The 25,110-nt window shown below is 46.9% G+C and carries 24 protein-coding genes; 1 reads left to right on the forward strand and 23 read right to left on the reverse strand.

Going from position 1 to position 25,110, the window contains the following annotated elements:
• Positions 1-68 precede the first annotated feature (68 nt).
• From MUG84_RS24725 to MUG84_RS24790, 14 genes are all read right to left on the reverse strand, one after another.
• On the reverse strand, positions 69-1,877 hold the full coding sequence (locus tag MUG84_RS24725; protein WP_244730397.1) for an LTA synthase family protein: 1,809 nt from the start codon (positions 1,875-1,877) through the stop codon (positions 69-71).
• Between the two features lie 183 nt (positions 1,878-2,060).
• The gene (locus MUG84_RS24730) at positions 2,061-2,165 is read right to left on the reverse strand and encodes a dihydroorotate dehydrogenase (protein ID WP_244730399.1); all 105 of its coding nucleotides are present in this window, start codon (positions 2,163-2,165) and stop codon (positions 2,061-2,063) included.
• Between the two features lie 110 nt (positions 2,166-2,275).
• Complete coding sequence (locus tag MUG84_RS24735) at positions 2,276-2,938, reverse strand: S-layer homology domain-containing protein (protein WP_244730401.1); 663 nt, start codon at positions 2,936-2,938, stop codon at positions 2,276-2,278.
• Between the two features lie 118 nt (positions 2,939-3,056).
• Entirely contained in the window at positions 3,057-3,755 is a 699-nt protein-coding gene (locus MUG84_RS24740; protein WP_244730402.1) for a DNA alkylation repair protein, read from the reverse strand.
• A 10-nt stretch (positions 3,756-3,765) separates the two neighbouring features.
• Complete coding sequence (locus tag MUG84_RS24745) at positions 3,766-4,434, reverse strand: DNA-3-methyladenine glycosylase family protein (RefSeq protein WP_425313276.1); 669 nt, start codon at positions 4,432-4,434, stop codon at positions 3,766-3,768.
• Positions 4,424-5,233, reverse strand: a complete 810-nt coding sequence (locus MUG84_RS24750) for an SPL family radical SAM protein (RefSeq protein ID WP_244730404.1) — start codon at positions 5,231-5,233, stop codon at positions 4,424-4,426. Before MUG84_RS24750 ends, MUG84_RS24745 begins: the two co-directional genes overlap by 11 nt.
• Positions 5,226-5,771 carry a methylated-DNA--[protein]-cysteine S-methyltransferase gene (locus tag MUG84_RS24755; protein ID WP_244730406.1) on the reverse strand — a complete coding sequence of 182 codons (546 nt, stop codon included), beginning with the start codon at positions 5,769-5,771 and terminating at the stop codon, positions 5,226-5,228. Before MUG84_RS24755 ends, MUG84_RS24750 begins: the two co-directional genes overlap by 8 nt.
• 2 nt (positions 5,772-5,773) lie before the next feature.
• Positions 5,774-6,349, reverse strand: a complete 576-nt coding sequence (locus MUG84_RS24760) for a bifunctional transcriptional activator/DNA repair enzyme AdaA (RefSeq protein ID WP_244730408.1) — start codon at positions 6,347-6,349, stop codon at positions 5,774-5,776.
• 179 nt (positions 6,350-6,528) lie between these two features.
• The gene (locus MUG84_RS24765) at positions 6,529-7,059 is read right to left on the reverse strand and encodes a cysteine hydrolase family protein (RefSeq protein WP_244730410.1); all 531 of its coding nucleotides are present in this window, start codon (positions 7,057-7,059) and stop codon (positions 6,529-6,531) included.
• Between the two features lie 130 nt (positions 7,060-7,189).
• On the reverse strand, positions 7,190-7,366 hold the full coding sequence (locus tag MUG84_RS24770; RefSeq protein ID WP_244730412.1) for a hypothetical protein: 177 nt from the start codon (positions 7,364-7,366) through the stop codon (positions 7,190-7,192).
• 52 nt (positions 7,367-7,418) lie between these two features.
• Positions 7,419-8,045 carry an undecaprenyl-diphosphatase gene (locus MUG84_RS24775; RefSeq protein WP_244730414.1) on the reverse strand — a complete coding sequence of 209 codons (627 nt, stop codon included), beginning with the start codon at positions 8,043-8,045 and terminating at the stop codon, positions 7,419-7,421.
• Between the two features lie 107 nt (positions 8,046-8,152).
• A complete protein-coding gene (locus MUG84_RS24780) occupies positions 8,153-9,571 on the reverse strand; it encodes a sensor histidine kinase (RefSeq protein ID WP_244730416.1) in 1,419 nt (472 codons plus the stop codon).
• Positions 9,568-10,242 (reverse strand): response regulator transcription factor, encoded by a 675-nt coding sequence (locus MUG84_RS24785; protein WP_244730418.1) that lies wholly within the window; start codon positions 10,240-10,242, stop codon positions 9,568-9,570. Before MUG84_RS24785 ends, MUG84_RS24780 begins: the two co-directional genes overlap by 4 nt.
• 205 nt (positions 10,243-10,447) lie before the next feature.
• Positions 10,448-11,338, reverse strand: coding sequence for a DMT family transporter (locus MUG84_RS24790; protein WP_244730420.1), 891 nt, complete (start codon positions 11,336-11,338; stop codon positions 10,448-10,450).
• A 386-nt stretch (positions 11,339-11,724) separates the two neighbouring features.
• Between MUG84_RS24790 and MUG84_RS24795 the strand changes: the two genes are divergently transcribed.
• Positions 11,725-12,177, forward strand: a complete 453-nt coding sequence (locus MUG84_RS24795; RefSeq protein ID WP_244730422.1) for a copper amine oxidase N-terminal domain-containing protein — start codon at positions 11,725-11,727, stop codon at positions 12,175-12,177.
• 271 nt (positions 12,178-12,448) lie between these two features.
• Here the strand turns inward: MUG84_RS24795 and MUG84_RS24800 are convergent, their stop codons facing one another.
• The 9 genes from MUG84_RS24800 to MUG84_RS24840 all read right to left on the reverse strand — a co-directional run bounded on the left by MUG84_RS24800 (position 12,449) and on the right by MUG84_RS24840 (position 24,966).
• Complete coding sequence (locus MUG84_RS24800) at positions 12,449-13,291, reverse strand: metallophosphoesterase family protein (RefSeq protein WP_244730424.1); 843 nt, start codon at positions 13,289-13,291, stop codon at positions 12,449-12,451.
• A gap of 144 nt (positions 13,292-13,435) precedes the next feature.
• Complete coding sequence (locus MUG84_RS24805; protein WP_244730426.1) at positions 13,436-15,109, reverse strand: ribulokinase; 1,674 nt, start codon at positions 15,107-15,109, stop codon at positions 13,436-13,438.
• 108 nt (positions 15,110-15,217) lie between these two features.
• Positions 15,218-16,261, reverse strand: coding sequence for an acyl-CoA dehydrogenase family protein (locus MUG84_RS24810; protein WP_244730428.1), 1,044 nt, complete (start codon positions 16,259-16,261; stop codon positions 15,218-15,220).
• Between the two features lie 197 nt (positions 16,262-16,458).
• Positions 16,459-18,696 carry a heavy metal translocating P-type ATPase gene (locus tag MUG84_RS24815; protein WP_244730430.1) on the reverse strand — a complete coding sequence of 746 codons (2,238 nt, stop codon included), beginning with the start codon at positions 18,694-18,696 and terminating at the stop codon, positions 16,459-16,461.
• A 346-nt stretch (positions 18,697-19,042) separates the two neighbouring features.
• Positions 19,043-19,372: a metal-sensitive transcriptional regulator gene (locus MUG84_RS24820; RefSeq protein ID WP_244730604.1), complete on the reverse strand. Its 330-nt coding sequence runs from the start codon at positions 19,370-19,372 to the stop codon at positions 19,043-19,045.
• Between the two features lie 154 nt (positions 19,373-19,526).
• The gene (locus tag MUG84_RS24825; RefSeq protein WP_244730432.1) at positions 19,527-20,318 is read right to left on the reverse strand and encodes a class I SAM-dependent methyltransferase; all 792 of its coding nucleotides are present in this window, start codon (positions 20,316-20,318) and stop codon (positions 19,527-19,529) included.
• Positions 20,319-20,353: 35 nt separating this feature from the next.
• On the reverse strand, positions 20,354-21,169 hold the full coding sequence (locus tag MUG84_RS24830; protein WP_244730443.1) for a VanW family protein: 816 nt from the start codon (positions 21,167-21,169) through the stop codon (positions 20,354-20,356).
• A 207-nt stretch (positions 21,170-21,376) separates the two neighbouring features.
• On the reverse strand, positions 21,377-23,101 hold the full coding sequence (gene cysI / locus MUG84_RS24835; RefSeq protein ID WP_244730451.1) for an assimilatory sulfite reductase (NADPH) hemoprotein subunit: 1,725 nt from the start codon (positions 23,099-23,101) through the stop codon (positions 21,377-21,379).
• Between the two features lie 41 nt (positions 23,102-23,142).
• Positions 23,143-24,966 (reverse strand): assimilatory sulfite reductase (NADPH) flavoprotein subunit, encoded by a 1,824-nt coding sequence (locus tag MUG84_RS24840; RefSeq protein ID WP_244730453.1) that lies wholly within the window; start codon positions 24,964-24,966, stop codon positions 23,143-23,145.
• Positions 24,967-25,110 lie beyond the last annotated feature (144 nt).

Raw genomic sequence — 25,110 nt, forward strand, 5'->3', positions numbered from 1 at the left:
GTGGTCGTTTTGTTATCACAAAGAAAAAACCCGCCACTATGGCGGGCTTACTAAACATGATTCATTTTTTAGAACAGCAGGTCCTTGGAATAATTATCTCCTTCGAGAATATCGTATTCCACCATTTTATAATCATTGAGCAGCGACGTCTGCTCTGGAGTCAGCTCTGAAATCTCACCCGAAGAACCAATCAAGACATTTTTGTTAAGTCCCGGAATCTCCGATTTGATCTTCTCCAGCATTTTGTAATAAGGAGGCATAGGTTGTCCACTGAGCTGAAAAATGGTAGGTCCAATATAAGCAGGACTGAGCGTTCCTACGGACTGTTTGCCAATATCGAAGTTCGCCATGTACATCAGCTTGGTTTCATGCTTCAATCTTGGATTATTGTCCCAGCCTGCCTGAGTATAGATACCTTCCGACAATGCCGGCAAATGATCTCCCCAAAATGCGACGATCGTCGGCCGTTTAATAGTCTTCAGCTGTTCACTTAAATAGGCAAGTGCATAGTCCGTCAGCTTCGTATCATGGACATAGGTTTCGAGTTCATCCTTATACTCAGGTTTTACTCCTTTTACGGATATCGTATTAGGGCCATTTAGACCTTTGGTGAACGGAAAATGGTTCTGCATGGTCACCAGATGAAGGAATGTCGGTTTATCGGAATTTTTAAGCTCCCGTACAGCTTCCTGCACCGCATACTTATCCGAAATATATCCGTTCGGCGTGAATCGCTGGGCGTCTTTCAAGTCCTTTTCACTGGTGAACTTTTCAAAGCCAAGGATAGGATAGACTTGGTTACGGTTGTAAAACGTATCGTCAAATGGATGAAGCGCCTTGGTACTGTAGCCTCTCTCATTAAGAATGCTAACGATCGATGGCATAGACGACATTTTAACGATTCTTTGCTGATAAGGAATAGATCCGTCTTTCAAAAAGTACATCGATAAGCCGGTCAAGGCTTCAAATTCGATATTTGCGGTATTCCCGCCAAACTCTGGCGACAGCATATATCCGGACGGAGTCGAATTCTGCACCTGATGGATAAATTTCAACGGATCCTCACTCATGGTATAGGTTGGCATGCGAGTCGGATCAAAGAAAGCTTCGTCCATCATAAACATAATATTAGGCTGCTCTGCAGGTGCTTTTCCTGACATTTGATCCGGCAGCGCACTGTATTTCTTGGCAATAGCCTCGATCGCATCTTTGTTGTAACCATCCGGTTTATCCATCAGCGTCTGATTGAGATTACCTGCAAAGGCATATACAAACCCGTTCTGTGAATAATTAACCTTCTGATTCCAAGGAATGTTCTGATATTTCATGGAGGTAGCCAGTGCTGTTTGGCTCCCAACCATCTGAACAAAGCCTACAATGATGGTTACGGATAGGACGATCATTAGGAATCGGAGCGGTAGTTGAATCTTTATCTTTGGCATCTTGAAGATCAGATATACTAGAAGTGCGATCAGAATAAGCGCCAATATCACCGCATACGGAGAGATCATTCCTTTCACGATTTTGCTCATTTCCTGTGCGTTCTTAATCTGCCTCAAATCCCAAGGGAAAAGCGGTTCCCCGGTAGTGCCCTGCTTCTTATAATTGGCTATCGCCAAAATGATACATATCACAAATGCAATCAGCGCTCCCGAATAGACATTTGGAATCAAGGCGCTAAAGGTGAGCAGAACGAAAAAGAAAAACAAACTCCCTGAAATATACAGCCAATAGTATTGCGAAATCCAGTTGAATACACTGTCGAAATCCATATTCAACGAGGCTGCCTGCATAATGAAATTAAGAATAAACCCGCCAAGCAGAAGCGTGAGCAATAAGGCTCCGATTCGCTTTGAGGGCATGAAATACTGACGCAAGTTACATCCTCCTCTATCTATTCTAAGCGAACAGTATAGTACAATTATCTTAGAAATAGATGAGAAATACAAATTTCTTGCAACATCATTAAAATTTTAGCTATGGTTCGCAAAAAAGGCTGATCTTCACGAATGAAGACCAGCCTTTTGAATTTTTAGAGATTGATGTCATCTACAAGCCGATTAATAGATGCCAAAGCAGCCAGAAGCAAGAATGATAACCAACAGGATAAAGAGTACCAGAATAAAAGCAGTGTTACGGAAAACTCCACCAACTTCTCCAGACATTCAAAGCACCTCCTATCAACGATTTCGAGATATTATATGAGCATTGTTACGGTTATGCTTGGATAATTATACTCGGTTAATGAACCTAAATTACGGAGATTAAAATTGAATTACTGAACGATTTGATCTTTATGGGCTTCAACAAATTTGACGGCCTCGAATACCATTCCCGCCGCCTGATCTCTTTTCATCACTTGTTTCGGACTGAAATTCTGATGATCGTCGAGCGTTGTCAGCTTATAGATCAGAGAACGTTGAATGGTTCCTTGATACGCGGTTGAGATGTCCTGCTCATCATGGATCTGAATGAAGATTTTGATCAGCGCATATTGGCCTGTTTGCTCAAGCGCCTGAACCAAATAGTGCGTAAACTGCTCCTTGGTCATCGGCTGCTGCGGGTCGATATCGGCCGGGATATCAAGTCCATTATAATGAGCATTAATGAACGCTTGCGCATACCAGGCATCATTGCTGATTTTGCTGAACAGTCCTTCTGCTTCAGGTGCTTTGTTGAAGTCAATGCTCGCGAGACTGAGCTGCATGGAATCCACGATCAGCTTGATCCCCTGCGCATTGGTCAATACCGCTTGAGGTTTGAACTCTTGATCATTCATTCCATGTAAGAACCCCTTCTCTTTCAGTGCTTGGACTTGCGTCTTATAATTGCTTTGGCTCATATCCTTGAATTCATCAGCTGCGTAAATATGCTGCGGCTGCAGCAGTGTCACAGATAAAAGCACGCTCATTACAGTAATTCCTGCTAACTTCTTCATGATCCCGCCCCCATTGGTAATTTTTTTCATTTAATAAATTTGACGGGATTGGTATAAAAAAAGTTGCTCAATTATAACCCAACTTGATGATCATGCTGCCCGGAATTTCGCAGGATGGTCACCCCTGAGAGACATTCTTCCGCTTCATGCTCCGGATCAGCTTTTTCGTATCTAGATCAATGCGATTGGATTCCGTTATTTTTTGCAGCGCTTTGTTAAATGTAAAATCATCTAAACTGCAGTTCCGGAAATAAGCTGATGTTGGCTCAGGCAGTTTAATATAACATATGGATAAAGCCCATGCTGCGGCCATCTTTACATAATACCCTTCGTGCCGAATGGAATCCAAGGCTTGTAGTACCCTGTCAATATACTTTTCGTCTATAAAGTAGCCCAGAAGCATGACGATACCAAATCGGATTTCATATTCTTGACCAGATTGCAAATAGGGCTGAAGAAATTCCCACATCTTGTCCTGTTCGGTTTTGGCAAATTTCAAACCTGTGCAGAAGCTGTCACATACCGACCAGTTATCGATTTTCGGGACAAAAGCAGCTGTATACCGCAGCTTTTCATCGATATCTGCTTTCACATATCCAATCACCATGCCTTGCAGCATGATTTCTTCAAAATAATCATTGTCCGCTTCTTTCAAAAACGTGCGCCAATCCCCTTTGGCGATGTGCTTTGCCAGCTTGCGCAGCTCCGGGAGTCTAACCCCCAGCACATTGGATACATTCGGAATTAGTGCTGCGGAAAATTTCTGATACTTCTCATCAGCAAGTTCGAACAGTTGTTCACGAATAGTTACAGCCATGATACACTCCTTACTCAATAGATATTTCCCATAGATAAATGGAGGCAACAGATCCATAAGGTGAATAGCGAAGCCGATACTGGTCAAACTGCTTCTTATCGAGGCTGCTGAGACCATACAGCTTCATCATGCCACGCCTTATGGCGGCATCCCCCCAACTGACCACGTCTGGCCGCTGGAGCGAATGCAGGAGCAGCATCTCTGCCGTCCAGCGTCCGATTCCTTTACATGAAGTCAGTTTCTGAATCACATCCTCATCTGAAAGCAGAGGCAGTTCTTCCAAATCAAACTCTCTATTTACAATTCGGCAGGCCATCTCATGAATACATATAGATTTGTTCATTGTGATTCCACATGCCTGGATACGCTCAGGCGATTGACTAGCGATCGAAATTGGCGTGATTGCTCCCGACTGCTCTTGAAGCCTGGCCCAAGCTTTATCAGCCGCTCTAACGGAAATGAGCTGACCGATGATCGTATAGACTAGTGCGGAAAACAAATCAGGGCTCGTCGCTCGATCAACCTTACCTATCCTCATCATCGCTGCACCCAGAACCGCATCAGCTTTTTTCAAGGCATCCATTTCTGTATCGCCGTACTTAAAGAAAGAAGTTTCGATCATTATATGAATCAGCCCGCCTTCCTTAACGGTATCCCTGATCATTGGATCATGGTTCAAACCCCTTCTGGCTAATCCTGACGCTCTCTTCCGGGTAATGCATGATAAAACGTTCATACACTCTCCGGTAGGCCTCAGGATGATACCACTCTTCTAAACCGTGTTCCTGATACAGCTTCTCAATACCTAAGCTTCGAGTCCGTTTGCCCCCGCTGCCATCTCCCATAAAAAAATCATCGATACAGATACGATCCACTAATGGAAGAAGCTTGAGTGGAAGATCTTCACTGCTCGGTAGTATGGGAGCGATTGTGGCTTGGGTTGGTACACCGGCTTCTTTCAGCCGTTTAAGCGTTCTAAGCCTGGCCTCGATCGGAGGCGTTCCCGGTGTAATAAGCCTGCGGATATCCTCGCGGTCGGTTTCGACGGTCATACTGACCCTTACCCTACACCCAAGCCGGAGCAGCAAATCGATGTCCCTATGAACGAGCGGACTTCTAGTCTGTACGAGTAGAAAATCGGGCGGGTCCTCCACCATGACTTCAAGCAAAGAGCGGGTGATGCATTCTTTTGCCTCGGCAGGCTGGTATGGATCGGTGCTGGAAGACATGAAGATAGTGACCTTTCCTTTTCGCTTTGCCCGCTGCAGATCTTTGCGGAACACATCCGCTGCGTCCTTTTTGACATCAACCCATGTCCCCCACGGTTTACCACGGAATAAAGAGACTGGCATTTGCCGCACATAACAATAGGAGCAGCCGAATGAACAGCCTGAATACGGGTTTAATGAATGACTATATCCGGTCAGAAAGCCTGTGCCTTTGTTCAACATTGATTTAGGAATTTTATATTCAAGCATTTGATTTTTCCAGCTCAAGCAGATGGATTTTCATATCCAGACCACCTCTGTAACCGGTGAGGGTTCCATTTTTACCGATCACCCGGTGGCAGGGGACCGAGATCAGCACCGGATTCGCCCCGATGGCTGTCCCAACCGCCCGGACCGCAGCCGGCTTGCCGATAAGATGAGCAATTTCAGAGTAAGAGCATGTTTGCCCGTACGGTATTTTACAGAGTGCATCCCATACAGATTTTTGAAAAAGAGTCCCCATCAAATCAAACGAAATGGTGAAATCAACAAGTCTTCCTTCTAAATAACCAGCCAGTTCATCGGCATAGGGCCGCATAAGCTCGTCATTTTGCTCCAGTAACGATGTCCGGAAATGCTTCCGTATCCACTCCTCCATTTCCTCATACGGCATGTTCGCCGATCCGACATAACAAAGTCCCTGTTCAGATGCGGCAATATGCATCTTCCAGTCCTCATGCTGAAGTAGTGTCCAGAATATCGTATGTTTCTTATTGTTATTCAAAATGAGCACCTCCACCCGTTCCATCTCTATCTCCCATCTATTCTTTGCTGTCTATATTCGGCTGGTGTGCATCCTGTTCTCCTCTTGAACACTGTAATGAAGTATGAGGTATGCTGAAAACCAACCAAAGATCCAATCTCTCGTGCAGACTTGCTTGTATTCCGCAAATAGTCCTGCGCCTTCTCGATTCGAATGTTTTGCAAGTACTCCGCAGGAGTCATATCCATGATTCTCTTAAACGTCCGATGTAAATGATATGGACTACCATGGCAAACCTCTGCCAGATCGGTTAAAGTAATGGGCTCCGCAAAATTTTTATCCATGTAGTCGGTCATTATCCCGACCCATTCTCTGTCCGGCAGCCGCTCTCCTGTTGGCTTGCAGCGCTTGCACGGCCGGAATTCTTCCCGCATCGCCTGTTCCGCATTTCTGAATATCCGTACATTATCACGGTTTGGCACCTTCGATTTGCAGGATGGCCTGCAGAATATCCCGGTTGATGTGACGGCGTAGAAAAACTTGAAGTCATGCGATTCATCATTCCTGACAATCGCCTGCCACTTCTCCTCTGTAAGCAGTTCCGGGTCATCTCTATCCAGCATGTTGATCACCTCTATAAAGACAGTATATCCCGATTTAGGGCTCAACGAAGGATTTTAGGAATAGAAAAGCAAGATTTTGATATTCAATCCTGCAGCTCCTTCTATAAAGCAAAAAACGGGATTGTCTCGAATAGAGCATCCCGTTTGTATTGTTCCGGTTTTCATCGGTAATCCAATTATCAATTGAACTTAATGTTCGATGCTGCCTCCAGGCTAGCAAACGATTGGAACTGTTCATTATATTCCTCGATGATTTCTTCCGCGCTTCTTGCTCCTTGGCTCCACGTACTGTGGGCATCCTTCACAACGATCACTTCAAAACCCAGCTCGCTTGCTCTTTTACATGTCGCCTCAACACATATATCTGTTTGGATGCCTGCGATCACAAGACTTCCAATGCCTTTCTGAGCCAGAACCTCCTGTAGATCCGTTTCATGAAAAGCATCCGGAACATATTTCTGAATGATGACCTCGCCATTGACCGGAGCAATAGCCGGGTGAATCTCCCAGGCAGTCGTATGGGATTCCAGCGGCTCACCTGGTCCCTCATTATGCTGTACATAGATGACCGGAACTTGATGGATCCTTGCTTGATGTATTAAACCTTTGATCCGCTCCAGAAGTTCATCCCCGTTATATACCGGATCCGACTCCGGAAACATGCCGACCTGTACGTCAATGACAAGAAAAGCCGTATTATTCATCCCCATCCCCCATCCTCATTATCAATTCAAAATTAAAATCCAAAATTTGAGAAATCTGTTTCACTTATTATATCAGGAACGTTTGTTCGTGTAAATAAAAGAAGGCAGAGCTTTAGGGCTCTGCCTTCAGAATAGCTTAGCACTCCTTTCCGTCGATGAAAGGATCTTTGCCAGGGATGACCAGGATGTGGTTCAAAATAAATTGCTGTTGTCTCTCCGATAGATTAGAATTACGAATCAGCGCAGTGATTCGATCTTCCAGCTTATGCATCGTTTGCAGAAACACGTCCATATCTTGCAGATGATCATTCAACCGGATGATCTCCCTTCTTCATGCCTCTTGCTGCATTTTCGTAACATTCCATTTACTTTTCTTGTGGAGTCGCTTGCTGTGTTTTTTTCGATTGCAGAGGCCAGATTTTGACTTCCCATTTTTCGTAAAAGCTTATACATGCATTCACCCAGCCGGACAGGGTTTTGGATTGCAATAACACCTGGTGCACAACCGAGGAAACCATTACCCCGATCAAAGCACCGGCCACAATATCCCCTGGATAATGCACGCCTGTCCATACCCGGGAGAAAGCAATTAGACCCGCTAGGATCAGCCACACAATACCATCCTTTTTCCGGAAAAGGGCAATTGAAGTTGCTATTGCAAAGGCGCCGATCGCATGATCACTTGGGAAGGATGCATTCACCGCATGATCAATCAGCTGATGCACCGTATGTGCAACAAAGGGTCTGTCACGGTAAAACAGATGTCCCAGAATAAAGCTGATCCCTAGTCCTACACAAGTGGCGATGGCGGATTCCACAACCATTCTTCTGTTCTTATCACTTCTTGTAAACCAATAAACCAATAGTCCGATAAAAAACAGGTAAAACGCATCTTTAGCCAAAAATATCATTACCGGGTTTAAAAAGGAAGCGGAGCTCGCCCACTCATTGATGGATTGAAATAACTGATAGTCCAATTGACCAATACTCATTTTCATTCTCCTTCTGCAGATTCTTGTCGAACCGGATTACTTCCGGCTGTTATCACCTTACAGCAGAAAAATGAAAAAACGATGAGAAGCTCCTTAAAACTTTTCGTCTATGCCTTAACAGCGGCCGGAAACGTAAGCGTAACCCGAGTACCTTCATCCTCCACACTCGTCATATTGATTTCTCCGTTATAATGCAGAACAATATTTCTGGCAATCGATAACCCCAGTCCTGTCCCACCAATCTCACGATTGCGTGCCTTGTCCACTCGGTAGAAACGGTCAAATACATATTGAAGCTCTTCCGATGGTACACCGATTCCATGATCCTGAACGGATATAGACAACTGCCCGTTTTTCACATGGGAGGTTATCTCCACCTGTTTATCTTTGTCCGAATATTTCACGGCATTTTCAATCAAAATAAGCATGATTTGTTCCAGATGCAGCGGGTTCAGCTTCACAGCATAGTTGCTTTTTTCCACATTTATATTAAAAGTGAATTCCGGATGCAAGGTTTCCATCCTTTTTACCGTTTCAGTCAGATACGGCTCAATGTGAATATAATTCACATGTTCCGACATTGTTTGGGATTCGGTTCTTGTCAGAGTGAGCAGCTCCTGTACAAGCCTTTTCAGACGGCGGACCTCCTGCAGAGATGCGTCAAGCGATTCCTCGAGAACGACAGGGTCCTCTTTGCCCCAGCGGTTCAATAAGTTTAAATGGCCCTCCAGAATGGTAATCGGCGTGCGAAGCTCATGTGAAGCATCATCCACGAATTGCTTTTGCTGCCGGAATGAAATCTCCAGCTGATCCATCAGCTCATTGAACAGACGAGCAAGCTCGGAGAACTCATCCCCGTTTTCGATGTTTGCGACGCGTTCCTGCAGCCCCTTTTCTTTGACATTTTGGATCGTGCTTGCAAGAGCCTTGACCGGTCGCAAAAACTGTTTGGCAATCGCCCAGCCACTGAGAACGCTGATGCCTACAGCAAGCATACCTCCGATTACCATAACGAGCAGCAGTGTTTTATTGAAATGGTCAAAGGTCTCCAAATTGCTCGCTATTTCAATCGTTCCATGCACATTACCCGACGTGAACGGAGTCCGGTATACCAGAATATGGTCGTCTGCGTCAAGCCGAACATCCTGCATCTGTGCTGAAGATACCTGAACCGGAGCAATCCAGTTGGAATTAAAGCGGTTGGAGTCTGTCAGCAGCTCTGTACCATCTTGATCGATAATTCTAATCATCTGATTTTTGCCCAGTATATTTCTCATAAAGGATTTCGTTTCAGGAAGCTCGAAGTCAGCGGCAGAGCTGGTATTGTCCTTCACATATACCTCGACCTGGGACATCATCGTATGGAGCGTATCCTGCTCCTGATTCATCATCCAATTCTTCAACACGAGGTACTGGGCAAAATTGTACGTGGCAAATACCAGGAAAATAAGCAGCGCCGCCCCAAGCATGAGCTTCCAAATGACCGGCAATCTTCGAAGCAAATCTTTTATCCGCTTAATCATCATCTCATCACATATCCCATTCCCCGGACCGTTTGAATCATACTTTCTTCTCCGGGCACATCAAGTTTGTTTCTCAAATACCGCACATAAACGTCAACCACATTGGTCTCTACAAGCGAGTCATATCCCCATACCAGATCTAAAAGCATGTCCCTCGTCTGCACCATATTCGGATGCTTCATGAGTACAGCTAGTAGATCAAATTCTCGCTTAGTCAGCTCCACGACTTCTCCGCTGCGTGTCACGATTCTCGCGTCCAGATCGATGGTGATCCCGCGGAAGTTTAATGTGGAATGGTTTTCGCGGTCCTCCAGCTCAATCCGGCGGAACAGTGCCCGCATACGGGCCATAAGCTCTTCAATATCAAACGGTTTGGCAAGATAATCATCCGCACCACTGTCGAGACCCGATACCCGATCCTCCAGCTGGTCTCTGGCCGTAAGCATAATGACAGGCGTACTCTTCACGGCTCGGATTCTGCGGCAGACCTCTACACCGTTCAGTCCCGGCAGCATGATATCCAGTAGTATCAAATCCCACTCTTCCGCAAGAGCCAATTGGAGTCCGTTGTTTCCTTCATAGGCTCCCTTCACGTAAAATTGTTCATGTTCGAGTTCTAATTGAATAAATCGGGCCAGACTTTTTTCATCCTCTATAATCAATATTCGTTTCATATTCCGACTCTCCTTTGCACTGCTCTACGTCCCCATTATAAAAGAAAAACATGAAAAATCGATGAGAGATTTTCATGTCCGCTGCAGGCACCGTTTCATTCTTTCTATCTTCACAATACCAGTTTGGGCAAACCCGCTTCGTCTAAACAAAAAACGCAGCTCTCTTTCATAAGAGAACCGCGCTTATAATGAGTTGGTAATCGTTTTAGGCCACGTTATTTTCCCTGGCTTTGCGAAAACGGACATTCACGAGAATGATGCTGGCAAGAATCAGGATCAGACCGATCAGCAGATTCAGCGTCACATGTTCATCCAGGAATATAACGCTCGTAAAAATTGAAACCAGCGGAATCAGGAAAGTATAAGAACCCACTTTGCTCGCTTCTCCCTCATGGATTAATTTGAAATATACAAACCATCCGAGTGCGATAACGAAAATGGAAATAAAAACAGTGTCTGCGATAAAGGATGCGTTCCATACGATGGCCGACCAGTCTTCCATTCCCGTACCTACAGCCAGCAAAATAATGCCGCCAATCGTAATCTGCATAGCGGTGAGCCAGAGCGAATCCACTTTATGCCCAATCTTTTTAACATAAACGGTACCGAGTGCCCATGTTAGGGCGGTAATAATTGCCAATATTATGCCGATCGGGGATATGTTACCGCTGAGCCCACCCAAGCTCATTGTAGCCACACCGGCAAAACCGACTAACAGTCCGAGCATTTTCTGCCTTGTCATGCTTTCTCCGAGCCACATCCATGAGAATAATCCTAGCAGTACCGGCTGCAGAAATACGATCGCTGAAAACAAGCCCGCAGGCGTATATTGAAGCCCGATCGTCTGTACGCCGTAATAGAGCACGATGCTGAGCAAAGCGGACAAAAGATACACCGGCCAGTTTTTCCGGAACTGCAATTTCTTGTATTTGGGCAAAGCCACGAGGACAAGCAGCAAGCCGCCGATAAAGGCGCGAAGGCCGGCAAAAAGAATCGGCGGTGTATATTGCAGCGCAACTTTAGACAAGGGCCAATTAATCCCCCAGACCAAAATCAAAAAAGCTAAAAGAAGAACGGTTTTATTTTGCTGAATCATTTCTGTCTTCACTCCTTGTAACTACATAAACATGGTGTGAATTATACTCTCATATGTCAGTCGCGTCATGTATTTTTTCTGAAAGTGTTATTTTCCCTTTGCAAGATCATTTCCATATATCCCCTTTACTGCTTACCTTAAAAAAAGCTGACGCCAAATAATCATGGCATCAGCTTTTTTTGTATGTAGAAAATCAATCAGTTTCTTTCCTTTTAATATCACAACTGTGCAGCGCTTATTAACTCCATAACCAGCTCGCGATCCTCTTCGCTCCCGCGGGCAATTGATGAAGATTCAAATAAGTACACTCTGCCTTAAGCAACATTTCTCCGATTAAATACGTCTAATAATATATTAAACACAATCACCGAACGGAGTCGGAGAAAATGAAAAAAAGCATTTTAATTCTGCGTATAACTGTGATATTTACATTGTTTGCAACAAGTTTAGTTCCTCTCTCATTGGCTCATGCTGAACAAAAACGCGTTACGGGAACAGTGGTATTAGATGGTAAAGCATTAGATGACAAAGCTACCATTATTAACGGGAATACAATGATACCGTTCCGTAGTTTTTTTGAGGCTTTAGGTATGTCGGTTAATTGGGATCAAAAAACTAAAACAGTCACAGCTTCAAAGAATGATCTTGAAATAAAAATGACAAATGGAATATTAAAGGCGATTATTAACAATAAGGATATCCCTTTAACCCAAGCTCCTTTTTTAGATGAAACAGAAAATAAGTTTTATGTTAATACACGTGTTGTTGCTGAATCCACTGGCGCTACTGTTGAATGGGATAACGTAAAGAAAATAGCATCCATAACAACTAAAAATTAAGTAAATTAATTGAGGCTCTTATGTGAGAATAGGAGCCTTTTTTAGCTATCTCTGTACTGTAGGAGTTGAATAGGAATTCATTAAAAAGAGGCTTCGCAACTTACGAATCCTCACGAAACTAAATAACCAGTCGCCGGTTCATTTCCGACGACTGGCTGCTTAGACTTGAAAGGTGTTTTGATCCCTGTCTCACAAACAGGGGTCAGTCCAATGATCCTGGCATCAGCTTTGTTTGTATGTAGAAAATCAATCAGTTTCTTTCCTTTTAATATCACAACTGTGCAGCGCTTATTAACTCCACAACCAGCTCGCGATCTTCTTCGCCCCCGCGGGCATCTGGTGTCGGGGAAAAGTGCTTCATATGCTTGTGGAGAACCGGCGCATGATCCATAACCACTGGGCTCGTGACGTCTACTGCCGTAATCCGGATGGCTTCATTTCCGATGTCAACCAACCGAAAACCCGGCTGATCCAGGCAGGCTGACATTTGTACAAATGACCAATCCTGCTGCTGTACAATCGAATCCATATGGGTGTGACCATTAAAATAAATTCCAATCCCTTTGTTTTGGTTCAGGATACTCCACATATCAATGTTTGGGTGAATCGAGCCTTTCTCTCTCACCGAACCCTTGGTAGTACGGTATATAGGATGATGTCCAAATACGAGAAGCGGTTTTTCATTGGACGAAATGACTCTGCTTTCCAGCCACTCCAGCTGTTCAAAATCAAGCCAGCCTCCCCAATCCTCAAAATCCATTTCCTTCGCAGTATCCAGAAAAACCAGCATCGCTTCTTCCGTATCAAGAACATGATATCGTTGCTGTCCTGTAATCCGAAGGACCTCGCTTCTGGTCTGGCCGTAAAGGTCATGATTACCGAGGACGTGAATGAATCGCTTGTCCTGACGCTTCAATAACGCATATACTTCCTGAAGTTCCGATGTCAGTCCATAGTTGGTGAGATCTCCGAGTGAAATATACAAATCCGCATCGAGATTCAGAAACTGCTCGAGCACATGATGATAAAATGCAGTCCGAGCCTCCTCCAAACCCGGTATGGACCGGTCGATCTCATGATAATGCAAGTCTCCCAGCAAAGCCAATTTCATCATATACCTCTCCCTTCGATCTACAAAATGACATCCTTATTCCTCCATCATAAAGACGAAGTATTATTTATGCGTTAAGAGTGAAGGCATATTTTGTAAAAGAATAAATGGATATCTTGCAAATCGAAAGAAGGCAGCAGATGATCATCATTTTTTCATGGACTTTATCCGCTTCATGACATCATTCACGCCACGGCCGAAATAATCATGAAGCTCGCAATATTCCTGATATAATTGCTCGTATATACGAACATGTTCAGGTATCGGCATGAAGGTTTCTTGCTTTATCTTGGCCATTTGTTTAGCAGCTTCGACGATACTACTGTATCCGCCTGCCGCTTTGCCGGCTGCTGCTGCCGCAAACATCGCTGCGCCGAGAGCCGTAGTATGCTTGGAGTCTGCCACGACAATTTCCCGCCCAGTAACATCGGCATAGATCTGCATCAGGAGACGGTTCTTTTGCGGCAGTCCTCCGCATGCGTAAAGCTTATCAACAGCGATTCCGTTCTTAACAAACGTATCCACTACCTTGCGGGTGCCAAAAGCCGTCGACTCGAGCAACGCCCGGTAAATTTCCTGAGGTCTGGTAGACAGTGTAATTCCGATGATCATTCCGGTTAAATCCGTATCCATCAGGACTGAACGGCTTCCATTATGCCAATCCAAAGCTAATAGCCCCGTCTCTCCCGGGTTATATGCTGCCGCTTCACGCTCAAGCCATTGATGAATATCCAAGCCTTCACGATAAGCATGCTCCTTCACATAAGCAGGTACAGCCTCATCGATATACCACTCGAAAATATCGCCTACCGCATTCTGGCCGGCTTCATAACCGAAATAACCCGGGATGATGCCATCTTCCACAACACCGCAAATGCCTTCGACGAGCTTCTCCTCCTCATGAAGCAGCATGTGACATAATGAAGTTCCCATCGCCATGACAAGCTTTCCGGGAGTAACCACACCCATGGCCGGAACAGCGGCATGCGCGTCTATAACGCCTACGGCAACAGCCGTCCCTGCTTTCAATCCGGTAAGCGCCGCCATTTCTTCTGTAAGTCCACCGGCGCTTGATCCGAGCGGCATGACTTCACCCCGCAGCTTCGTGGTAGCCAGGTGCTCAAGCCTTGGATCCAATGCTTTCAAGTACTCTTGGCTCGGATATCCATCTTGCTTGTGCCATAAAGCTTTGTAGCCAGCCGTACAGCTGTTGCGGGTGATACGGCCTGTCAGCTTGAATACGGTCCAATCTGCCGCTTCCAGGAACATGTCTGCCGCTTCATATATTTCCGGGGCTTCATCCAGAATCTGCAGCACCTTGGCGAGCATCCACTCCGATGAGGTTTTACCTCCGTATCGAGGTAGGAAAGCTTCGCCCCGTTCTGCCGCGATCCGGTTAAGCTGGTCGGCTTCCGGCTGTGCTGCGTGATGCTTCCACAGTTTGACCCAACTATGAGGATGATGCTTCCATTCATCCAAAAGGCACAGCGGTGTACCATGGGAATCTATTGGCAACATCGTGCATGCCGTGAAATCAATTCCGATGCCGATCACATCATCATGAGCTACGCCGGCTTCCTTCAATACAGCAGGAATAGAGCGCCGCAAAACTTCCAAATAATCGTCCGGGTGCTGAAGCGCCCAATCTAGAGGAAGCTTCACGCCGGAGCCCGGCAGCCGTTCATCTATCACATGATGGGGATATGGAGTGACATGATCGGCGATTTCATTCCCGTTCGACAGATCCACCAGTACCGCCCGGCCCGATTGCGTGCCGTAATCAATGCCAATCGCATATTTGTGAAACGTGGATTGAACCATTTTGTATTTTGTACCCTCCTTAATCTGACTAGCTCACAATCTTTTCGCGTATCCGACATCAAACTCCTGCATGGAAGAAAAAAAAGAAAACGGCTTGTTGCCGTCTTCTTATCCACGCAGGAGCGCATGTTGGCACGCCGTCTGCAAATCTCTCCAGGTTCGGTTTACTGCCGTATCTTCCATGCAGGCAGATAGCCCCAGCATCGGGAACAGCTTAAGTCCGCAGCTCAAGGAGTCTTTGGCTGCCGTAATACATTCGCTAGAGATCCGCTGCTCCATTTCAGGGGACAGGCTTCCTTTTTGGCTTAGTTCTTCCCAGGACTTGTCCAGTACCATATAAAATGCGTCCTTCTGACGGGCAAACTCCTGTGTCTGTTCTATTATCTCAGCTAGTACTTTTTCATTGCCTCGCGCATTCATCCATTCTTCAGCTGCTTCTAGGAAATGATCCGCTAGCCCCATAGCTACTCCGGCAAAGGAAGTCTGCGCAAATGCCAGGAACGGGTATTTGTACAGCAATTCCTCCTGGTGAGAGCGATATTCTGAAAATGAAAAGGTCATTTCATCCGGAACAAAGGCCCCGGTCACGACCATACTATGACTGGCTGTCGCTTTGAGCCCGAAAGTATTCCAATCTTTATCGATATGTACCTGCTCGGGGGTCATGATCAGCGTAACGATCTCAGGAGCTTCTCCTGAACCCTGACCATTCTCCTTCTCCAAGATCGCATTGGCTGTAAATGTTGTAGCATGTGTCGATCCGCTGCAATATTTCCATCGGCCATTCACGATATAACCGCCGTCTACCCGGAGAGCTGTACCTGTCGTAGCTCCGCTTCCGGCAATGACCGCTTCCGAATGTGCAAATACCTTGCGTCCGATCTCTTTCGTCATGAAAGGCACGAAGTATCCACCCCCTGCACCAATGGTAACCAGCCAACCAAAGCTGCCATCGATGCGTGAGCATTCCTGAAAAATGCGGATTGCCTCCGGCAGAGGAGTCATATTCCCCTCCAGATCATCCGCCACGAATAAATGAAACAGCTTCTTATCATATATGTATTGCAGGGATTCGGGTGTAATTACGCCCTTTTGCTCCATCTGATGTGACTGTTCCCGAATACTGCTGATCTCCTGCTCAGTAAATCCCATGCTTCCACCACTTTCCTGAATATATGTTTTCTTTATTCTATCATGAACGGGACATGCACGTGGATTCTATCATTTAGAACGATAAAACAGCCGCCCGCCTTTACTTGCTAGCGAACGGCTGCTCATATATCCAGTATGTTATATCTTAGCGCCATATTAAGGAGTAACCTGATATCCTTTGCTGCGAATGACGTGACTTAACGGGGTACCTTTACCCGCTGCAGGCGCAGTGCGTTCAGCACAACCGAGACCGAGCTGAGAGCCATGGCGGCACCCGCAATCCACGGCGCCAGAAGTCCGAGTGCGGCAATTGGAATTCCAAGTGTGTTGTATCCCAGAGCCCAAAACAGATTCTGTTTGATATTGCCCATGGTTTTACGGCTGAGATAGATGGCGTCAGGGATACTCGACAGATCTCCGCGCATCAGTGTAACATCCGCGGCTTCCATCGCAACGTCCGTTCCTGTACCGATAGCCATTCCGATATCCGCGGTTGCAAGGGCAGGCGCATCATTGATGCCGTCACCTACCATAGCTACTTTTTTGCCTTGGGTTTGAAGCTTTTTCACTTCATCTGCCTTTCCTTCCGGAAGAACTTCGGCACGCACATACTCAATGCCGACTTGATCTGCAATGGCTTTTGCAGTACGTTCATTGTCCCCGGTGATCATGATGACCTGAATGCCCATGTTTTTCAGACGGCTAACCGCTTCCTTGGAAGTCTCTTTAATGGTGTCCGCAACAGCTACCATACCCGCGTACTCTTTATCGATGGCAGCCAGCATGGCTGTTTTCCCTGCTTCTTCAAGGCGTGCCATCACTTCATATGCATGGGCTGCTTCCACGCCGTACTTTTCCATTAATCTTCTTGTTCCTACCAGCAGTTCCTTGCCTTCCACGACGGCGTGTATACCGTATCCTGGAATAGCGGTGAATGCTTGCGTATCCGGCAGACTGATGTTTCGTTCCAGAATACCTGCCACAATGGCCTCGGCAAGGGGATGCTCGGAATTTTTCTCAGCAGCTCCCACCAATCTTAAGAACTCTTCGGTGTCGTCGTCCGTGATCACATCGGTTAATTCCGGCTTACCTTTAGTAACCGTACCTGTCTTATCTAGGATGATCGCATCGATCTTATGCGTTTGCTCCAGGTGCTCGCCCCCCTTGAACAAAATGCCCAGCTCTGCAGCACGGCCGGAACCGGCCATGATCGAGGTTGGTGTTGCCAGACCGAGCGCGCATGGACACGCAATGACCAGAATGGCAATGGCTTTCTCCAAAGCTCCGGCGAAATCTCCGGGTGTGACAAAGAAATACCACACTAGAAATGCTACGACAGCGATGCCCACGACAATCGGAACGAAAATGCCGGAGATTACATCGGCTACCCGCTGAATCGGCGCCTTGGAGCCCTGCGCTTCTTCCACGACTTTAATGATCTGGGCAAGCGCTGTCTCTTTGCCGACCTTGGTTGCTTTGATACGCAGAACACCGTTTTTGTTCAAAGTTGCCCCGATGACCGTGTCACCGGATTTTTTCTCTACAGGCAGGCTCTCGCCCGTCAGCATCGATTCATCGACAGAGGATTCCCCTTCAAGCACTTCGCCATCCACGGGCACCTTTTCACCCGGACGAATCATCACGATATCTCCTGCAATAACTTCCTCAACCGGTACCGTAATCTCCTCGCCCCCGCGGATGATCCGGGCTGTTTTTGCCTGAAGTCCCATCAACGATTTGATCGCTTCCGATGTACGGCCTTTGGCAAGTGATTCGAACAGTTTGCCCATGATGACCAGAGTGATTAGGATCGCACTGGTTTCGTAGTACATCGAAGGACTATGTTGCATGTCGCCGCCCATAGCGTACCAATCGATCGTGAGGTATAAGCTGTAAAAGTATGCAGCTGACGTCCCAAGCGATACAAGAACATCCATATTCGCACTGCCGTTGCGAAGGGCTTTGTAGGCTCCGACATAAAATGGCTTACCGATATAGAACTGCACCGGTGTTGCCAGAATCAGCTGGAACCATGGATTCATGAACAGATCGGGCAGATAAATCCATGACGTGAAGGAAAAGTGCGCGACCATCGCCCACAGCAGAGGGATGGAGAGAAGCACCGAAATAAGCAGCTTGCGTTTTTGTTTGCGGATTCCATCATCCCGGCTGTTTTGGGAATCATCTCTTTCCTCAGCCGTAATGGCTTTATAACCGAGCTGCTTCACCTTATCCTGCATATCCGTTACCGAAATTTCTGCCGGTGCATATTCCACGGTCGCTGTTTCCATAGCGAAGTTGACAGAGGCATTCGTGACACCCGGAAGCCTGCTGAGTCCTTTTTCAATCCGGTTCGCGCATGCGGCGCAGGTCATACCGGTAATTTGCATTGTTGTTTGCTTTTGGTTATTCGTTGCGGCTTCTTCCACCATCATTCACTCCTTGAAAATGCTATTCATGCAGCTTGTGAATTACTGCTTTACAATCAATTCCATCACCTTTCTTGATTTTTAGTATACCCCCCATCCCTATATAGAGTCAATACATTTTTACAATACTCCTGTACCCTATTCAAAAAAACGATGTGATGGTTATTATCGGAGGAAGAGCTTACGTCGGAACCTAATAATCGTCAACTCAAATCGTATTCTATGTATAATAGGTTTTATATTTTGGGGTGGTTACTGTTTACAGGAGGAATTTCAATGACGGAGGATGTCATTTTTCAATTGAGGAATGAATGGATGATAAAAAAAAGCCGCCTCCGGGCGACTTTTCACTTTATTTGATCAATTTGTTCATCGTGGTCATGAGCTCAGTCAACACTTCCTGATCGCCTTCCTGGATCCGCTGGACCACGCAGCTTTTCATATGATGCTCCAGCAGCAGTTTCCCCACACCGTTCAATGCGGATTGTACGGAGGCAATCTGGTTCAGCACATCATCACAATACGTATCCTTCTCAATCAGTCCCTTAATTCCGCGCACCTGGCCTTCAATGCGGTTCAAACGGCTGATCAGACTGTTTTTGACCTTATCTGAATGATGGCTTTTCCGTTCCGAATGGTCACCAGAGCAGGTGTCCGCGTTCTGTTCCGTATTCTCATCCATCTTATCCGGTACCGTATTCATACGACTCGCCTCCTTTTTCCTTTTCTTCTATTATACTCGGAAGGCAGTGGTAAACAAACCATTGATGAATAACTTCTAATTGAGTACAGCAGTTTCCTTGCTTGCTCATAATCAGCCGTTCGCAATTGATTTCTTATTTTAAAGCCGTTATCACATTAACCGGAATCCCCTCCGTAAACACGCCTTCAGGATTCATCTCAAGCAAGCTTAAGCGCACTTCCTCTTCGAATGCCCCGATCCGATCCCCAAAAAAATGCCTTGCGCCAAAAGATGAGGAATATATATTGCCAATGATCGATTCTACCGTCCAGGTATGCTCATAATCCGGCAGGGCATGCTTCTCAATCTCACGAAAAGGAAATTTCCCGAGCGTATCTTCGTATTTCTCCTTTGGTGGCGAATACGTACCTTGTCCCGCCCTTCTCTCCGGACCAAGCCAAGCTTTTAAAATCTCATCCACCCGCTGCTGCCAGACTTGAGTTTCGTTTCGTTCATTATGTTGATCAATAATGGCAATTCCGCCGCCCTCATCTAATCGAGGATATAATGTTGCAAGTATACTCTCCCGGTCCATCCAGTGGAAGGCTTTGGCGATCGTTACCAGCCGGTACGAACCCGGTTCTGCCGCTTTCTCCTCCGCGCTGCCTTGGACCCAGCTCAAATTGGTGATTCGGTTCATTTCCGTTAGCCGCCTGGCTTCCGCAAGCATTTCCGGCTCAGGATCGATACCGATTATTTGCTCAAACCAATCGCTAAAACGCATAGCCAACTGTCCGGTACCACAGCCCAGATCGATCATGCGTCCACTACCATCCAGCTCGAAATGGTCTACGATAAAGCGGATCAAAGATGCAGGGTAAAGCGGCCGATATTTGGTGTAATAGGCAGCGGTTCCTTTAAACAGATCATTTCCGTATAAGCTCACTGTGTTCAATCCCTTCCCACTATAGATTGCAATCATTATGTACCGGATTCGAGAAATGGCTGATACATCATTAGCGCCCGGTTTTCGGTGATGAATTCGTCTGAGACTAGTTCGCCGTCCTGATTAAAAACTTTGCGAAAAATGCTGTTGTAGCGCTCATATCCTCCCCAATAGTGTTGGGAAATACGATGTTCTTTTTCATAAATTTCATAGTGGTGCAGCGCCGGCTTTGTTGTTCTCCATTCACCGGTCAAATGCCCGTTTTCTATGCCAAGCACCAGCTGATAAGGCTCTGTCGTGTTATTTCTAATCCTTAGATCGAGATAATTGTAGGCACATGTCGCCCCGCTGCCAAAAGGCTGCGTTCGGTTCGCATCCGGAAATACGTCATAGCTGTGGCGGTGTCTTTCAGTTACCTCGAGCGGTGTATGCAGCGTAATCCAGTAGATCAGATTGGACAGCTGGCATAGTCCTCCCCCGACCCCAGGCTTGAAGCCGCCGTAAAAGAGCACCATTCCTTCGACATACCCTTTCCTGCGGTTCGGTTTACCGATCAATCTCCAGTACGAAAAGGTTTCTCCCGGCATGATCGTCACCCCTTGCAGGCGCTCCATGGCAATCTTCAAGTTGGTGATTTTGTTGTGCTGCAGCCACATGTCCACATCCTTCAGCTGCCTGAGCATAGGAGTCTGGTGCTGAGAGATCCGGTGCGGCAATAGCTCCTTCCCCTTCTTTTTCGCAAATCGCACTGAACCGAAGAACCACTCTAGGTATCTTCTACTCCTGTAGTACGCTGTTCCGAGCAGCAGCCTCCATTTGGATCTGCGAACCGGCTTGCGGATTGCCTCCATATTCCCCTCACGCTCCCTATACAGAATAAGAAACCATTCGAATCAATGTATGCAAAAGGGGCCCCTTCAGGGGTCCCCTTTGTCTGATCATGTTGATGTCCTGCATTCAGGATACCATAACGAAGGCTGAGGAAGGTTGTTTTTTAGGGTTCAGAAAATAAAAATAGCCCTGGGATCAGGGCTATTTCCTCATGAGTTCTTTTTTTATTAAGCGTGGAATTCCTGTCCGTCACGAACCTCCTGTACATAGCCGGCCCGGATGACAAAATCGCCGAAATGCTCTCCTATCTCCCGCTCCACTCCGTAACGAGCAATGATCGGCCGGAGCGTATCCAGAATTTCCAACTCGCCGATGTTTTCCTTATAAAGCTTATTCAAGCGCTGACCAGCAAATCCTCCGCCTAAATACATATTGTACTTACCCGGAGCCTTCCCGATAAAAGCAAGCTCGGCCAGCATCGGACGCGCGCATCCGTTCGGACAGCCAGTCATGCGGATGACGATATCTTCTTCCTTTAGCCCCGCTTCTTCCAACATCGGTTCGATTTTATCCAGCAGCGAAGGCAAATACCGTTCAGATTCAGCCATGGCGAGACCACAGGTCGGGAGGGCCACGCAGGCCATCGAATTGCGTCTTAGCGAAGAATAATGCGCCCCGTCAGTCAAATGATATTGATCAATCAAGAACTCGATCTTTTCCTTCTCCTGTGCGCCGATGTTAGCGATAATCAGGTTTTGGTTAGGCGTCAACCGAAAATCCCCCGTGTGTACTTTTGCGATTTCGCGTAGCCCTGTCATCAGGTCATAGCCTTCTTCGTCTTTCACGCGTCCGTTTTGAATGAACAAGGTAAAATGCCATTTGCCGTTGCTGCCCTTCACCCAGCCATACCGGTCTCCGTTATCCTCAAAATGGAACGGTCTAGCCTCTTCCAGCTTAAAGCCGAGGCGCGAGGTGAGTTCATCCGTGAACCAGCCGATTCCGCGGTCATCGATCGTGTATTTAAACCGGGCATGCTTGCGGACGGCACGGTCTCCATAATCACGCTGAATCGTCACGATCTTTTCGGCCACATCTATCATCTGCTCAGGTAGGCAGAACCCAATGACTTTGGAGACCTGAGGATAGGTTTTCGGATCACCATGGGTCATGCCCATCCCACCGCCGACAGTCACGTTAAACCCTGCCAGCCTACCGCTTTCAACAACCGCGATAAAACCAAGATCCTGCGAAAAAACATCAACATCATTAGACGGAGGGACAGCTATACCGATTTTGAATTTGCGAGGCAGATACACACGTCCGTAAATCGGTTCCTGCTCTTCGCCCTCATCAAGACTGGAAACAACCTTTTCTCCATCCAGCCAAATTTCATGATATGCATTCGTCCTCGGATCCAGATGGTTACTGACATGGCAAGCCCAGTCATACACTTCGGAATGAATCTCCGATTGATGCGGGTTCGGATTGCACATGACGTTGCGGTTCACGTCGCCGCAGGCGGCTAGAGTCGTCAGCAGCGCTTCGTTCACTTCCCGGATCGTATTCTTCAGATTCCATTTTAAAACCCCATGCAGCTGAAAAGATTGGCGTGTCGTGAGGCGGATGGTTCCATTCGCATACTTGTGGGCAATACGGTCCATCATGAGCCACTGTTCCGGTGTGACCACGCCTCCAGATGCCCGGACTCTGAGCATAAACTGGTAGGCAGGCTCCAGCTTTTGCTTTTGACGCTCGTTCCGCAGATCCCGGTCATCCTGCATATAGCTGCCATGATGCTTCATCAATCGGTTATCGTCCTCCGGAATGGATCCGGTGATAGGATCTTTTAATGTTTCTGTCAGACTTCCCCGCAGATAATTGCTTCGGATTTTGATCTCTTCAACATCACTATGCGGAGCGCTGTTCTTCGACAATAAATGATTCTCAGACATTCGAACTTTCTCCCTTCGCGATTCTATTGGATTCTGCAGGCCTAGTATACATCCCGCTGAAAACGTTTCTCCTGCTGCATCTGAAGCAGATACTCCGTAGCCGCTTCCGAACTCAGGCCGCCTTCCTGTTCAAGAATGGCCACAAGGGCAGCGTGAACGTCATGAGCCATTTTATTCTCGTCTCCACAGACATATACGCAAGCTCCTTCCTGGATCCATTCATATAGCTCGCGGCTTTTTTCAAGCATTCGGTGCTGAACATAGACCTTTTGGTCCTGATCCCTGGAAAAAGCTACATCCATGCGGGAGAGCACACCATCCTTAAGCCAACGCTGCCAATCGGTCTGATATAGGAAATCTGTAGAGAAATGCTGGTCACCATAGAACAGCCAGGTTTTGCCCTCTGCTCCGCTCTCTTCCCGCTCTCCAAGAAAAGCTCTGAAGGGAGCGACGCCTGTACCGGGACCGATCATAATGATCGGTATGTCCGGGTTCATCGGGAGCTTAAAGTTCGGATTATGTTGAATGAACACCGGGACGGAATCTCCCGACTGCAGTCTCTCTGCTAGCTGTACCGAACAGACGCCATAACGGTCTCGTCCATAGGCATCGTAACGCACGGTACGAACGGTGACGTGAACTTCGTCCGGATATGCCTTAGAGCTGCTCGCAATGGAATAAAGCCGCACAGGAAGCTTCCTCAATACACCGGCAAAACTCTGCGCAGATATCCCCTTCAGCTGGTAATCCTGCACTAGATCCAGTAAATCCCGCTCTCCGAGATACCCTTTAAGCTCCTGCTCATGTCCCGGTTCAAGAAGTTCCTTCAGCTGAGCGTTCGAGGACAGTTCGGCGGCCTGTGCAAGTAGCGGCTTCGTCAGAACCGTAATCTCATAATGCCGAAGAAGCGCTTCACGGAGCGCAAGCTGATCTCCATGCTTGTTCACTGAGATTGACTCTTCCGGATTCCAATCCATTGCCTCGATCAGCTCATTTACGAGTTCCGGGTGATTTTCCGGGTATATACCCAGACTATCGCCGGGTTCATATTGAAGGCCGGAGCCTTCCAGTGATATTTCAACATGACGTGTATCGCGACCTGAGCCACGTCCATTCAAATTCAAGTTCTCCAGAATTTCCGCATGAAAAGGATTGGTTCTCGAAAATTCGGATTCCGTTTCCATTGCCGAAGAACTGCCTGCAGTTTGTAAGCTCGAAGAGGCGGAAGGATTTCCTGCATTTAGCGCTTTCAGCACCTCAGACATCCACTCTGCGGCCGATTCGTCAAAATCCACATCGCAATCTACGCGGTCAGCAAGTCTTTTACCGCCCAGCTCCTCCAGACGTTTATCGAAATCCTTACCTGTTTGACAAAAGAACTCGTACGAAGTGTCACCCAGCGCAAGCACGGAGTAAGACATCCCATCCAGCTGAGGAGCGCGTTTGCCGTGCAGAAATTCATAGAAGGAAATGGCATTATCGGGCGGTTCTCCTTCCCCATGTGTACTGACGATAATCAGGAGATTCTGAAGCTTTTTCAAGTTGTTCGGCTTGAAATCACTCATGGAGGAAACCGTAACCAGCGCGCCCTGTTCCTTCAGCTTTTTGGATAGCTTTTGGGCGAGTCCGCTGCAGTTGCCGGTCTGTGAACCGAACAGAATGGTCACTTCCTGGGATACTGCGGCCTTCAGAACAGCAGCAGATGCTGGATTGGACTGTACTTGAAGTGTGGTACCGGTACCTTGAACTGCGACCAAGTATCCGCTCAGCCAGCTTGCCTGCACTCCGGTAAGAGTCGGCAGCAGACGATTCAATAAATCCGCTTGCTCTTGATTAAAAGGACTGTTCGTTACTTGAAGCTCCAACCTATCCACCTCACGTTGTCATGCTTTTTTGTTTAATTCCGAGTAAATCCATCCATTTAATATTTTCTTTCTTGAATCTATCACAGCATACGGATGAGGTCAACGAAGAATTTTCAGCATTTTACCAATAAATCAGGTCACAGG

The organism is Paenibacillus mangrovi, from assembly GCF_022898935.1.
GTDB classification, from domain to species: domain Bacteria; phylum Bacillota; class Bacilli; order Paenibacillales; family Paenibacillaceae; genus Paenibacillus_AQ; species Paenibacillus_AQ mangrovi.

Bases quoted from the DNA above. Each gene is read 5' to 3' on its own strand.
- MUG84_RS24810 (WP_244730428.1), bottom strand. From the start codon at position 16,261: ATGGGATTTACTGAGCAGGAGATCAGCAGTATTCGGGAACAGTCACAT.
- MUG84_RS24830 (WP_244730443.1), bottom strand. From the start codon at position 21,169: ATGGAGGCAATCCGCAAGCCGGTTCGCAGATCCAAATGGAGGCTGCTG.
- MUG84_RS24765 (WP_244730410.1), bottom strand. From the start codon at position 7,059: ATGGGGATGAATAATACGGCTTTTCTTGTCATTGACGTACAGGTCGGC.
- MUG84_RS24790 (WP_244730420.1), bottom strand. From the start codon at position 11,338: ATGATTCAGCAAAATAAAACCGTTCTTCTTTTAGCTTTTTTGATTTTG.
- MUG84_RS24730 (WP_244730399.1), bottom strand. From the start codon at position 2,165: ATGTCTGGAGAAGTTGGTGGAGTTTTCCGTAACACTGCTTTTATTCTG.
- MUG84_RS24815 (WP_244730430.1), bottom strand. From the start codon at position 18,696: ATGATGGTGGAAGAAGCCGCAACGAATAACCAAAAGCAAACAACAATG.
- MUG84_RS24735 (WP_244730401.1), bottom strand. From the start codon at position 2,938: ATGAAGAAGTTAGCAGGAATTACTGTAATGAGCGTGCTTTTATCTGTG.
- MUG84_RS24755 (WP_244730406.1), bottom strand. From the start codon at position 5,771: ATGGAACGGGTGGAGGTGCTCATTTTGAATAACAATAAGAAACATACG.
- cysI (WP_244730451.1), bottom strand. From the start codon at position 23,101: ATGTCTGAGAATCATTTATTGTCGAAGAACAGCGCTCCGCATAGTGAT.
- MUG84_RS24785 (WP_244730418.1), bottom strand. From the start codon at position 10,242: ATGAAACGAATATTGATTATAGAGGATGAAAAAAGTCTGGCCCGATTT.
- MUG84_RS24805 (WP_244730426.1), bottom strand. From the start codon at position 15,109: ATGGTTCAATCCACGTTTCACAAATATGCGATTGGCATTGATTACGGC.
- MUG84_RS24820 (WP_244730604.1), bottom strand. From the start codon at position 19,372: ATGGATGAGAATACGGAACAGAACGCGGACACCTGCTCTGGTGACCAT.
- MUG84_RS24740 (WP_244730402.1), bottom strand. From the start codon at position 3,755: ATGGCTGTAACTATTCGTGAACAACTGTTCGAACTTGCTGATGAGAAG.
- MUG84_RS24775 (WP_244730414.1), bottom strand. From the start codon at position 8,045: ATGAGTATTGGTCAATTGGACTATCAGTTATTTCAATCCATCAATGAG.
- MUG84_RS24760 (WP_244730408.1), bottom strand. From the start codon at position 6,349: ATGCTGGATAGAGATGACCCGGAACTGCTTACAGAGGAGAAGTGGCAG.
- MUG84_RS24795 (WP_244730422.1), top strand. From the start codon at position 11,725: ATGAAAAAAAGCATTTTAATTCTGCGTATAACTGTGATATTTACATTG.
- MUG84_RS24800 (WP_244730424.1), bottom strand. From the start codon at position 13,291: ATGATGAAATTGGCTTTGCTGGGAGACTTGCATTATCATGAGATCGAC.
- MUG84_RS24750 (WP_244730404.1), bottom strand. From the start codon at position 5,233: ATGCTTGAATATAAAATTCCTAAATCAATGTTGAACAAAGGCACAGGC.
- MUG84_RS24780 (WP_244730416.1), bottom strand. From the start codon at position 9,571: ATGATGATTAAGCGGATAAAAGATTTGCTTCGAAGATTGCCGGTCATT.